The following is a 12,321-nucleotide window of genomic DNA, read 5'->3' as shown; positions in this document are numbered from 1 at the left end:
TTTTTACATTGATACTTCTGATTTTCCTGCAGATAGTTCTTCATTTTTTTCAAGTTTTAGCTGTTGTTTTTCAGCTGCTTTAAAGAACGGATAATAGATGACTACAGCTATAATTAATGCCAATACTGACCATACAGCTGCCTTCCAGTCTCCTCCAGTTAATAAAAACGGCCCAATAATAGGGGGCATCGTCCACGGAACCATGGCAACTGGTCTTCCTATAATATCAAAATACATTAAGAAATAGGTGATCGTCGTTAATACCAATGGAGTCACGATAAATGGTATAAACATTAATGGATTAAATACGATTGGAAAACCAAACACAACTGGCTCACTTATTTCAAATACGGAAGATGGAAAGGCCAACTTTCCAAAGGATTTATACACTTTACTTTTCGATCTAAGACATAATAACACCAATGCCATCGTAACCCCAGTACCACCCATACAAACAAACATCGTGTTAAAACCTTCTGCTGTAATATAAGGTATTGGTTGATTATTCATATATGCTTCTGTGTTTGCTGTTAAATATTGAAGAAATATCGGTCCTGCTATACTTCCAAGTACAGCATCTCCATGTACGCCTACTGACCATAATAAACATATGAATAGAACTAAAATTAACATACCAGGTAAAGTATTCAGTGCAAATACCAATGGGCTAAATACTAAAGCTAAAAATTCAGTAATATCAAACCCTATCACCACTCTGATTAACCAAACAACTAATAAAACTGCTCCACCTGGAAGTAATGCTACAAAAGAATTCGCAATGGCCGGTGGAACTCCGTCTGGTAATTTTATAACAATGTTTTTCTTAACAAAAAGTTTTAAAATTTCAATAGCTATGAGTGAAACGATAATGGCTGTAAATAATCCTGTAGATCCAAAGTTATCAATCATTAATTCATACTTTTCATTCACCTGAGTTAGTAAGAACCCTATAAGAGCTATTATTCCACCGCTTATTGGATCCAATTTATATTCCTTGGCTAAACTATAGCCTATACCAGCAGAGGCAATTAGTGATAACGCACCGAATGTAACATTAACAGGGGCATTCAGCTTGGGTCCAAAATCTCCGATAAATTTCCCCCACCATTCAAAAGGTAAATTACCAATAATTAGAAATAGGCTCCCTATTATGATAAAGGGAATAGTAATTGCTAATCCATTACGCACTGCCATAAGATGTCTTTGATTTCCCAGCTTAACTAGAGGTGGTACTAATTTTTCTTGGATAAAATTCATAAATCTTTCCATAATAAAATCCTCCTAAATTATATAAAGTTTCCTAGCATTTTAAATTTAGAACTCTCCACCCTATCAAATTGACTTACTTACTAAATTGCAGGACCCATTTTCAGCAGATATTGTGATGCCCTCGTTTAAGAGGAAGAAATCAGTTGATGGCTGACTCATCCACCATTAGATAAGCGTTTTCATGTTTCCAAATGGCAGTGACCGGCCAACAAGGATTTATTTTTCCATTCAAGACTTTAGAAATGGCATCTTTCTTACGCTTCCCATTTGCTTCGATGATCAGCATTTCCGAAGCTAATAATTGTTTGATCCCAAGTGTGATGCCTTGGCTCCTGTTGGTATCTTCTTTGAAATACTTTTTCCCAACCTCTTGGGTGATGGCTTGTAAATCAATGACATGCGCTTCTTTTTCAAAATCTACTCCCGGTTCATTGAATCCCAGATGGCCATTCACACCGACACCAAGGAGGCTTAATGAAATATTTCCATGCTTTTGAATAAATTGATTTGCTTTTATACACTCCAGTGCCAGGTCATCAGAAAGCGCATTAAATACATGAATGTGATCCTCCGGAATATTTGCCGGTTGAAAAAACTCCCGATTTAAAAAGGCAATACAACTGCCTTCGTTATGGGAATCCAAACCAATCCATTCATCCAACTGGATGTAATAGGCCCTGGTTAAATCAATTTCACCGCGTAAGTGGGCAGCCACTACTAATTGGAGCGTGCGGGTTGGAGTATCTCCTGCCGCAAAGCAGTACAGTCCCTCCGGTTTTTTCTTGAATTTTTCAATGATAAGCTTGGCTGCCGCCAAGCTCATTTCTTCATAATTACTTGAAACGTTAAAATGAATTTGATTCATCAAACATTCACCCCCTCCGTTTTGAAAAATTGCGGCAAATAAGCTTTATGGGCTTCCAGTAGTTCGTCCAGCATCTGCTTGGCTTCCGTATCACTAGATACCAATGGATTGATTGTCATGGCTACAAGTGCAGTATTGTAGTCGCCCGTCACAGCTGCTTTTGCTGCCATCTGTTCAAAAGTCTTAATCTGCTGTACGAGCCCCTTAATCTCCAACGGAAGTTCCCCGGTTACAAGAGGAATAGGGCCGTGTTTAGTGATTACACAGTTTACTTCCACTGCTGAATCACGATCAATATCTAAAATCGCACCATTATTTTTTGTGTTTACTGTTTGAATATCACGTTTATCATTATAAATGGAACTAATTAAATTACAGGCGGCTTCACTGTAAAAAGCACCACCCCGTTGCTCTAGTTGCTTTGGTTTTATGTCTAAATTATCATTTTTGTAAAGTTCAAATAATTCTCTTTCCACTTTTTGGACCACTTGCGCACGTGTTCCTTCTTTTTCTGCTGCTAGTAATTGCTCAGCTAACATTTTGGAAGTTTGATAGTAATAACGTAGATAGCCAATTGGTACCATGTTTAAAGTACGGAGGAATTCAGGCTCCCAACCCAAATCTTGAATGTTTTTCAAAGAAACAGTGTCTGTTCCCGGGGCTGTCATTTTTTCCAGCACTTCCTCGGTAACGTCTTTTCCGTGAAGATAGATTGTCTTTGCAAAAATCATATGATTAAGCCCGGTAAACTCAACATAGATTTCCTTCATATCAACGCCTAATATGTCCGCAATCCCCCGTTGAATCCCGTATGGTCCGTTACATAAACCTACCACTTTTTTGATCTTGCTATAGCGCAGGACTGCTTCCGTAACCATGCCAGATGGATTCGTAAAGTTGATTAACCACGCATCCGGGCAAAGTCGTTCCATATCCTTACAGATATCAAGAATAACCGGAATAGTGCGCAACCCTTTGAAAAGTCCACCCGGCCCGTTTGTTTCCTGGCCAATGGTTTGATATTTCAAAGGTATTTTTTCATCTTTCTCACGCGCCTCCAATTGTCCGACTCTAAATTGAGTTGTAACAAAGTCAGCGTTCTTAAGTGCTTCTTCTCGATTTAACGTTAAATGAATCTCAATCGGCAAATTTGCCTTTTTAACCATTCGTTTTGCGAGGTTTCCAACAATATGCAGCTTTTCTTTTCCTTCTTCAATGTCTACTAACCAGATTTCTCGTACGGGAAGCTCATCAAAACGTTTAATGAAGCCTTCAATTAACTCCGGTGTGTAACTGGATCCCCCGCCTATGGTTGCAATTTTAATTCCCCGTTGCATATCGGTACCTTCCTTTCAAATTCAATTCTCTATCATTATAAATAGCGACGGGGGAGATTATAATAGAATTTATGATAACGGTTACTTTTAAGAGGGAATCGGTAAATGTAACATAAATGTTACGTGTTGTTACATTACCACAGGAATGCTATACTACGGGTAAAGGTAATGATAGGAGGGGAAAGGATGCTATTTTTAGAGCGTAATCCAGAATTACACGGCATAGATTTAGATATTTATCAGTATATTTCTGCAAACATTGAAAAAGTTATTTATATGAGAATTCGTGACCTGGCTGCTGAAACCCATACTAGCACAGCTAGTGTGATGCGATTTTGCAGGAAAATTGGCTGTAATGGGTTTTCAGAGTTTAAAGCAAAATTGCGTATGTATTTGGAAAGCGTCAAAAAAGGAAATGCCATGACTATTGATGAGACAGCCATCATTAATTTCGTAGAAAGAAGTATGGGAGCGTCATATCAAGGTAAGATTCAGCAAGCCGCCAATCTATTATCCCAAAAAGAGCTCGTGTTATTTATTGGGGTAGGTTCTTCTAATATCCTCGCTGAATATGGTGCATTATATTTTTCTTCGCTTTTCAGTATGGCTTTTCGAATTGAAGATCCCACCAATCAGCCCGTTAGCTTTTTTAATAAAAATATAGCCAAGAAGCTCTGTATCGTAGCCCTTTCCGTTTCTGGAGAAACACAGGAAGTCATTCAATATATTAGCCACTTTAATTTAAGCGAAAGCTCCATTATTTCCATAACAAATAGTTCTAAATGCACACTTGCAAAACTATCTCATGTTAATATTCCTTATTATATGACAACTGAAAAAATGGAGGGTGCTGACATTACCACACAAGTACCTGCACTTTACACACTAGAGTATCTTGCCAGAGAAGTTCGTAATAAATTAAACCACAATCAGCCAATATTTTAAGCAGTAAAGTTCAATATTAGTACTCATTTCATAGCTCATTATTTTTGTATAAAATTAATTCAAGCATGGGGTGGGAGAGGGCTCGCTTTGGAAGTTTTTAAATTGCCGTGTGGAGCGTGAATTGCCATTTTCGTGGCATTCCTCGTGAATCGCTTTAGAATGGTTCCAATTTTGGCATTGCAGATGCCAGGAAGCATCAAATTTGAAGCGAATATTGGCCTTAAGAGTGACCATGGGGACGGTTCCACTGCCATTGATTCCGACAGAATAACCGGAGATTTTCCGATTAAGTAAAGAAAAATTGCCCATTAACAACCACCACCCTGACGGTAGCAGTTGCAGAGAGAAGTGTTCCAGCACTTCTCTTTTTTATTATATGTCTATTATAATAAACAAAAAAATCCCTTTATAAAAGAAAATGAGGTAGAACCGCGCAAACCAGTTGAAAGCGACAGTAAAAAGTTTGAAAAGCGCCGGTAAAATCCAACCAGGCCAAAAAAACAAGAAAAGTGACCAGAAAAGTTTCAAATCCGGCCAGAAAAACGTGAGAAGTGCCTTATTGTTTCCAGAGTCGACTCAACCCTTACACAATTTCAGATTTATTTTTTAGTTTACCAGGTACGGTAGTTGTTTGTTGCATTTTGGAGGCACTCCTTAGAAAGGCTCTCACTTCATCTGGTTGCAATCCCATTTTTTTCGCCTGTAATACTAGATATACCCATTCGTCATCAAGCTTCCTTATCTCCACACCCTTCATCTCCATCGCTTCTCATACCCCTCAATAGATTAAAATACTTTAATTGGCTATCATTCCAAATAATAATAGACGTACTATTTCGTTTGCGAGGTCTTCAGGTTCAATTAGGTTTTTTAATAATTTGGTTTCGGTAAGGCGTTCCATGATGCCAACTAAACTATCTGCCACCGTTTGCATATCCACATCGGTCCTAAAATAACCATCCTGTTGTTCTTTTCGTAAATTTTGTTCGATTTGATAAGCAATTAGACTCTTAATTTCACTCGATTCTTTCGCCATATAGAATCCTATTCGTGTTAATTCGGATTGCTCCTTAAAGAATGAAAACAAATTCGTAAGCCTTTGCTTGATTTCCTTCTCAATAGACCCTTTTTCCAATCCTGTTTCCAGTCTACTCTGTTGAACATACGCGACTAATTGTTCGCGAAAGATATCGACCAATTCTTGAAAAATCGCCTCTTTGCTTTGAAAATACAGATAAAAGGTAGGTTGTGTCACATTTGCTCTTCGAACAATGGTACTAATTTTTGTTTCATGATATCCATTTTTAGAAAACTCTTCTGCCGCTATATGTAAAAGGAGATTCCTGCTTTTCTCCCCATCTGCACCCTTTTTTCTTCCTCTTGCTGCCATGGTCGCCACCCTAAGATTGTAATTATATTACTCGTGAGTATTATCCTTCATAAAAACAAAATCGTCAATACTAATCTATAAAAAAACTATTTTTTCCGAAAAATTACGGATTCCCGCACTTTTGTTAGAAGGGTGAAGGAAAATTCTTGAAGTTGCAACAAAAATGCCGCTGCTTTATGTGGTATATTTAGGAAGAAAGTATTACTTGCGGCTAAAGGATGGTCAACATGCTAAAGAGGAGTATTAAGTACCCGCTTCTCATGAAAGATGGGGAGAAGGTAAGGAGTATAGAGGAATTAAGGAAACATTTTGATATTGAAAGTATACTGGACTATTATTTCGATGGAAGATTAAGTACTTGGCTTGACCAAAGATCTTACCATGAAGAAGTGGGGCTTTTACGTGATATAAAAGATTGTGAGTTTCTTCAATTGCCCCGGAAGCTTACGGATGTCTTTAAAGTTGAGTTCACTGATCACATGCGGACCTTGGTTCAAGAGTACTTTTTTCAAAAAAATAAACGCGAACAATTAAAAGGATATGATCATCTTCCCAATAACCTTGATTTGATTGCCTTTTCACAAGAGGAGCTGCAACAAATCCTTCAATCCGGCGAAAAGGTAGTCTACCTTTTTGGTGACCAGTTTGAAGTTAGCGATGACATCGAAAATGTTAAGTACATAGGAATTAACCAACCTGCTGTAAGTTTGAGAGCGAATGGGAAATTTGAGGCAAGGAAGAAGAATATCGCCTTTAAAAATATCAACCTCACTTCAAAGGAGAAGGTCCTTCTTCTAATGGATCAGCAAGGCGTGAAGGATAACACGATTAATGAAGAAAAAATCGTGAAGAGAAGCCACTTCACCAACTTTGTTCACGGAATTAAAAGCAATGCAAATGGCGGTTATCAATTAAACGGAATTGCAGAAGGGTATTTTCATCCGTTAAATAAGATCTATCTGTATAAGGATGTGGTGGTTCTTTCGGAGCGGGACCGAATGCTGCTCATCAATCATCAAACCGGAAAGTCCGTTCAAGAGATTAAAAGGCAGTATAGTGGGGCGATAATCTCCTGCAAATTTGGAAATCGATTGAACTATCACTTTGAATATTCGGGTAAAAAAGCGGATGACTTATATGAGATCAACCTTGAAACATTCAGTGAAAGGGTAATCAAAAAGGATTTTGTCAACAGGCAGGTAACCACGAATACGACTATTTTAGAACGGATTGGGGATTGTTTTTATCAATGGGTTCTGTATGATACCTATGTGTCGGGGAGCGTTACTTATTTTGATTTTTACAAGTATGATAGCAATACGTTCAGGGTAAGCGATGCCCATAGCTATAAGGAGTATCGAACTGAGCATAAGGTTACCTATTTTATTCATCACGACCAATTTTACAGTTCCGTCTTTGATCAATTTTATATTAATGGAAAAAAGGCATTTAAGCTGGAGGGCAGTCTGGGGCTTTTCGTGATCCATGAAAACTCCATTTTCGGAGCTCCAGCCAAGGATGGGTATGCGTTTTTTGGGAATCAATTGATCGAAACGGGCGAAATTGTGATTCTTGAGTTAGGAACGGGTAAGGTCAAGAAAAAGGTGCAAGCCCACAATAGTGAAATCAAGGTAATAAAGGCCTTTAATGATAATCTTTATACCTTATCCGAGGATGGAACGATAAAGGTTTGGGATCTACCTAATCTTGATTTAATTCATACCATTAAAATACCTCCGGGTTATCGTGACGGGCGGCCATCCTTTGGGATTGACTTTGATAATGATAAGATGGCTGTTTTATATAAAAGCAATGTGCTTATTTTTGAATAAGAGAGGTGGTTTAGGTGAAACGGCAAATTAAATTCCCCCTTGTCATAAAGAGCGAACAAATAAGGACTATAGAAGATTTACGCGAGAATTTCCACCTGGAAAGTGTACTGGACTACTTCTTTGATGGCCGGCTAAAAACGTGGTTAGAGCAGAGAGGTTACACAGAAGAACTGAACGCATTACCGGCATTGACAGGAAAGGATGACAACGAGGATATTCCGAAGATCCTTTCAGAACTGTTTGGGGTCGATTATAACCAGGATTTTAATTTTAAAAAGTATCTCTGGGATCGGGAAAAAATCGCGTTAATTAAACAATTTACCGATTCGGAACAGATTTTGAAAGACCTTGACAGGGTTATTACGACTCAGGAAGAGTTAAATCAACTAACGGCCAAAGGGAATCAGACAGTTTATCTACTGGGACATAGCTTCTTGATTAAAAATGGAGTAGAAAAGACGAAATATATTGGTATTAATCAACCGCGTGTAAAATTAATTCATAATCTAGATTACTATTCTGCTAAAAATATAGAATTTCATGATGTTATTTTAGATTTTAGCCTGTATAGGCTCATGGAAAAAATAAAGCCGGAATGGGACGAATTTGCGAAGAGTTTTGCTAATGCAGTTGTTGAAAGTATTGTCAAAAGAAATAATCAAAAGTGAGTGGAACATGCATATGATTGAAAAATTATGCCATTACATAGATGCCAGTTTTCCCATTATTTATCTTCATACGTTTGAAGAAACAAAGGCTGACCGGATCATATTTGATGTTGCCAAAAAGGTTGGGAGAGGTGTCGTTGAGTGGGATGCCTCCAACGGACAAACAGAATGGGATGTGACTCGAAAGGATCCTCTTATAAAAAAACGCCTTTTTGAAGGAACCCGAACAATAGAAGAGACATTAAGTACAGAAAAAGAGGGAGACTCGCTCTCACAGAAAATTTTAGTATTGAAGGATGCCCATCATTTTTTTGACCAACCACGAATTGTCAGTATGTTAAAAGACATCGGGCATATGGTTCTGTCAGGCCGTGTGGAAACCACTATATTCATCGTTTCCCCTGTTTTAACCATTCCAAGTGAAATAGAAAAATACACCACTGTGCTAGAAATTGGCTACCTTGATCATGATGAATTAGAAGGAGTCATTTCGGAGTTTTTCAATGATTATGAAATGCCGTCGATTTCCAGAACTCTATTAAATGAAATGGTAATGGCATTTAAAGGGCTGACAGAATATGAGATCAAAAATATTCTCGCTCTAGCATACGCCCATGACGGTGGCTTTGAGAAAGAAGATTTAAAGTTTATCCATGACCAGAAACAGCAGGTTATCAAGAAGTCCGGAATTTTGGAAATGATCGACTTAAAGGAAAGCCTTGAGGATATTGGCGGCTTAGAGAATTTGAAGAAGTGGCTGAAGCGGAAGGCAGCTATTTTTAACGATCTCAATCGGGCAATCGAGTTCGGGGTAGATATGCCTAAGGGCGTACTAATTGCCGGTGTTCCAGGCTGCGGTAAGTCCCTCAATGCGAAAGCGGCTGCAAAGCTCTTTAATGTTCCATTGCTAAGATTGGATATGGGCAGATTGCTGGGAAAGTACGTAGGAGAATCAGAGGCAAACATGAGAAAGGCCATATCATTGGCCGAAGCAGTTTCTCCGTGCGTTCTCTGGATCGACGAGATCGAAAAGGCTTTTGCCGGAATTGGTGGGGGCGGCGGTGCCGAGGTCACGACCCGTTTGTTCGGAAATTTTTTAACATGGATGCAGGAAAAGACGAGCCCGACCTTCGTGGTTGCCACTGCAAACGATATTTTGAAACTTCCGCCTGAATTGATGAGAAAAGGAAGATTTGATGAAATTTTCTACGTTGGGCTGCCTAATGATGCGGAGCGTAAAAAGATTTTTGAAATCCATATCGGAAAACGCCGCAAGCATGATTTATCCAGCATCAATCTTAATGAGTTAGTGTTGAAAACACAGGGCTTCAGTGGAGCGGATATTGAAGGGGTAGTCCGGGATAGTATTGAAGCGGTTTTTGCAGAAGAGAAGCAGCGGTTAACGACCAATGACATATTAAATGCAATCAAAAACACCAATTCATTATCTGAGATCATGAAAGATTCAATTGATAAGATGTCTAAGGAATATGAACGCCGTAAATTTAAGAACGCATCCTTAAAATAAGCGAGGCAATAGACTAATGGAAAATATTATGCTGGATGGTTTAGATGAAAAAAACACTGCCGAGTTTCAACAAGTTTTAAGCCGATTTATTCACTCCTACCAACAAAAAGACGAAAATGTTAGTGAAGAGGAATGGCTGCGAACTGCATATAAGAGGGAACTGCCTGAGTTGAGCGATCAAGAGGCTTTCTCTCTGAGTGAAGAAACGATCCGCGGCGTGGAAACATTTGATTCTAATCTAGAGTCCCTCAATGAGACAATTGAAAACGGCGGGACAAAGGAAAGTTGGTTTTTTAAAAAGGTTCAAGAAGCATCTATCGGTGTGAGTGTCAATGATATGGGAAACTATTTGAATACCATTGATGCATCCATTCAACAGGCCAATGCCCAAATGCTCCAGGCTGTTACCAACATGGATGGCGCTGTCAGTCAAAATATGAACTTAGACGGGTTTATGGCGGAGCAGCATCATGTCAATTCCTTTAATATGAATGCGAAGTTGAGTGGCAGTGAATTTATCGCAAAGGTGTTAGGGCCGGAGCTGGGCGCAGGGTACGGGAAAAATTCCTTCGATATTGTCATCCTTGATAAAAACAAGAATATTGTCCATCAGTATCAAGCAAAATACGGGGCAACTGCTCAAGATACGATTAGAATGGTCAAGAACGGGAACTACAACAATCAAAGAATTCTTGTGCCGGCGGAACAGCTGGACGAGGTCAGCAAAGCTTTCCCTGGGAAGACCGTGGTCCATTCGATTGGGGGAACGGATAAGGTAAAAGCCTTCAGCCAACCTTTGGAAAAAGGGAAAATCAAAGAGCTGCAGCTAACGCTTCAGGAAAAGGGCATTCTGCCAAAATATGATTGGAATCATTATCAAATAAAGGATTTATCTTTTAATCTGGCAAAAAATGCAGGAGCAGCAGGTATCCAGGCTGCCGTTATTACAACAGGGTTTGATTTGGCAAGGAAAGCGGCTGTTGGTGAAACCATTAATGTGGACGAGTCCATTGAACTTGCTCTGAAGACCGGAACGGACGCAGGCATTAAAGCCGCCGCCGCGGGTGCCCTAAAAACAGCCTCGGAAAAAGGGATTCTTACTGTGATTCCTCAGGGGACTCCAGCCGGCATAATTGCTAATATCGCCTGTGTTGGAATCGAAAATGTCAAAATTCTAGGTAAAATTGCTTCCGGGGAACTGACCGTCAATCAAGGATTGGATCGAATGGGCAGAACCACCACCTCGATGACATACGGCTTAGGATGGGCAGCGGAAGGTGCGGCTATTGGTGCTGCTGTCCTTTCATGGATTCCCGTCGTCGGACCATTTGTAGGGAGTGTAGTCGGAGGAACAGTCGGCTATATGGCGGGATCCAAATTCGGAGATAGTGTCTATAAAACAGCAAAGAAAGTAAGTAGTACAGCTAAAACCGTCGCAACTAAAACCTGGGAAGGCCTAAAATCCGTCGGCCGGTCTGTTGCCAACTTCCTATTTGGGTAAGTAATGCCATTTCGGGGCGTGACAGTGGCACCTATTAAAAGTTGTTGGTTTCCCATGTCACTCCCCAAATTTTTTCTAATCCTGGTACACTTTTAGTGCTTCATATTTAAATCCATGATACTGATAGTTTTGTTTTCTGTACATTTCTCTAGGGGTATTTTCTCCCTCGTCAACCATTAGGCTATCAATTTCTGCTGTTTCACTAGAGATCATGACATTTACATAGCCAGTTGGAGACCCTTTATAAAAAGCTAGTGCCTGCTGAATGTTTTGATCTTCAAATTGACGTTTTATGAGATCAACCTTCTGCTTCGCAAATTCCATTCCATTGTTTAAATCATGCTGATATTGTAGATCAAGAAGTACTTCTAAACTATTATTTGTTACTACTTGAATATCGATATCTGAGTTGTTTATGACGGCAGGAAAGTGTTTCGGTTGGATTGTACCGCATACTAACCAAACGTTTGGATGCATGACAAGATTTTTGCCCCGAAAAGCTGTAGAAAGCGGCTAATTCAAGATTCTAGCTGCTTTTATCCAAACGTTTGATTGGGTCAAGCAGTAGCGGATGAAGTCGGAACCTGACGAATTATTGTGTTCGTATGAAGACTGCTTCAATTGAGCCGCCTCCATCCAGCAGGATTCACCAAAGTTCTTGCATGAAAAAGGCATGAAACGTGTATTTCTCCACATTTCAAACCACTTTACTTAAACGTTTGTCTGGTCGAACGCATTTTTGTGATATGGAAAATAAAAAGCAAAAATGGTAAGGATTCGAACCCGGTTAACCAAACGTTTGGTTAGGTTGCCCGCGCGCAACAATGTATCGTAAAGCATCGAACATTGTAAGTTGAAATAGGGGTGAGTATTGCGGATAGTTTGTGCCATCTGAGAGCAGTTTTGAGCCACCATTTGCGGATGATTGAGCCAATAAGTGCAGGATAAAGAGCCATTAGAATGGGGTTCATTCTAATGGCTTTCAG

At 39.4% G+C, this 12,321-nt stretch carries 12 protein-coding genes; 6 read left to right on the top strand and 6 right to left on the bottom strand.

What is annotated here, in order from left to right; genetic code table 11:
* Positions 1 to 3 precede the first annotated feature (3 nt).
* The 3 genes from M3234_RS02840 to M3234_RS02830 all read right to left on the bottom strand — a co-directional run bounded on the left by M3234_RS02840 (position 4) and on the right by M3234_RS02830 (position 3,471).
* A complete protein-coding gene (locus M3234_RS02840; protein WP_262303227.1) occupies positions 4 to 1,269 on the bottom strand; it encodes a PTS sugar transporter subunit IIC in 1,266 nt (421 codons plus the stop codon).
* Positions 1,270 to 1,408: 139 nt separating this feature from the next.
* A complete protein-coding gene (locus tag M3234_RS02835; protein WP_262303226.1) occupies positions 1,409 to 2,134 on the bottom strand; it encodes a glucosamine-6-phosphate deaminase in 726 nt (241 codons plus the stop codon).
* Positions 2,134 to 3,471, bottom strand: coding sequence for a 6-phospho-beta-glucosidase (locus M3234_RS02830; RefSeq protein WP_262303225.1), 1,338 nt, complete (start codon positions 3,469 to 3,471; stop codon positions 2,134 to 2,136). The genes M3234_RS02835 and M3234_RS02830 overlap by 1 nt, the downstream gene beginning before the upstream one ends.
* 186 nt (positions 3,472 to 3,657) lie before the next feature.
* On the opposite strand from M3234_RS02830, the gene M3234_RS02825 reads away from it, so the two are divergent.
* Both M3234_RS02825 and M3234_RS02820 read left to right on the top strand, forming a co-directional pair.
* On the top strand, positions 3,658 to 4,416 hold the full coding sequence (locus M3234_RS02825) for a MurR/RpiR family transcriptional regulator (RefSeq protein ID WP_262303224.1): 759 nt from the start codon (positions 3,658 to 3,660) through the stop codon (positions 4,414 to 4,416).
* A gap of 144 nt (positions 4,417 to 4,560) precedes the next feature.
* Positions 4,561 to 4,710, top strand: a complete 150-nt coding sequence (locus tag M3234_RS02820; protein ID WP_262303223.1) for a hypothetical protein — start codon at positions 4,561 to 4,563, stop codon at positions 4,708 to 4,710.
* Between the two features lie 289 nt (positions 4,711 to 4,999).
* Here the strand turns inward: M3234_RS02820 and M3234_RS02815 are convergent, their stop codons facing one another.
* Entirely contained in the window at positions 5,000 to 5,179 is a 180-nt protein-coding gene (locus M3234_RS02815) for an anti-repressor SinI family protein (RefSeq protein WP_262303222.1), read from the bottom strand.
* Between the two features lie 33 nt (positions 5,180 to 5,212).
* Positions 5,213 to 5,806 carry a TetR/AcrR family transcriptional regulator gene (locus M3234_RS02810; protein ID WP_262303221.1) on the bottom strand — a complete coding sequence of 198 codons (594 nt, stop codon included), beginning with the start codon at positions 5,804 to 5,806 and terminating at the stop codon, positions 5,213 to 5,215.
* Positions 5,807 to 6,033: 227 nt separating this feature from the next.
* On the opposite strand from M3234_RS02810, the gene M3234_RS02805 reads away from it, so the two are divergent.
* From M3234_RS02805 to M3234_RS02790, 4 genes are read left to right on the top strand one after another with little or no spacing between them, the layout of a single operon-like run.
* Positions 6,034 to 7,638, top strand: a complete 1,605-nt coding sequence (locus tag M3234_RS02805) for a WD40 repeat domain-containing protein (RefSeq protein WP_262303220.1) — start codon at positions 6,034 to 6,036, stop codon at positions 7,636 to 7,638.
* 14 nt (positions 7,639 to 7,652) lie between these two features.
* On the top strand, positions 7,653 to 8,306 hold the full coding sequence (locus M3234_RS02800; protein ID WP_262303219.1) for a hypothetical protein: 654 nt from the start codon (positions 7,653 to 7,655) through the stop codon (positions 8,304 to 8,306).
* On the top strand, positions 8,263 to 9,834 hold the full coding sequence (locus tag M3234_RS02795; RefSeq protein ID WP_262303218.1) for an AAA family ATPase: 1,572 nt from the start codon (positions 8,263 to 8,265) through the stop codon (positions 9,832 to 9,834). The genes M3234_RS02800 and M3234_RS02795 overlap by 44 nt, the downstream gene beginning before the upstream one ends.
* A 16-nt stretch (positions 9,835 to 9,850) precedes the next feature.
* A complete protein-coding gene (locus M3234_RS02790) occupies positions 9,851 to 11,335 on the top strand; it encodes a hypothetical protein (RefSeq protein ID WP_262303217.1) in 1,485 nt (494 codons plus the stop codon).
* 75 nt (positions 11,336 to 11,410) lie between these two features.
* On the opposite strand, the gene M3234_RS02785 is transcribed toward M3234_RS02790, so the two are convergent.
* Complete coding sequence (locus tag M3234_RS02785; RefSeq protein WP_262303216.1) at positions 11,411 to 11,812, bottom strand: hypothetical protein; 402 nt, start codon at positions 11,810 to 11,812, stop codon at positions 11,411 to 11,413.
* Between the last annotated feature and the right edge of the window lie 509 nt (positions 11,813 to 12,321).

This window comes from Neobacillus niacini (genome assembly GCF_023715785.1).
In the GTDB taxonomy this organism is placed as follows: Bacteria; Bacillota; Bacilli; order Bacillales; family Cytobacillaceae; genus Neobacillus; species Neobacillus niacini_E.
The sequence above is the reverse complement of the archived record's forward strand: the minus strand, read 5'-3'. Positions and strand labels throughout refer to the sequence as shown.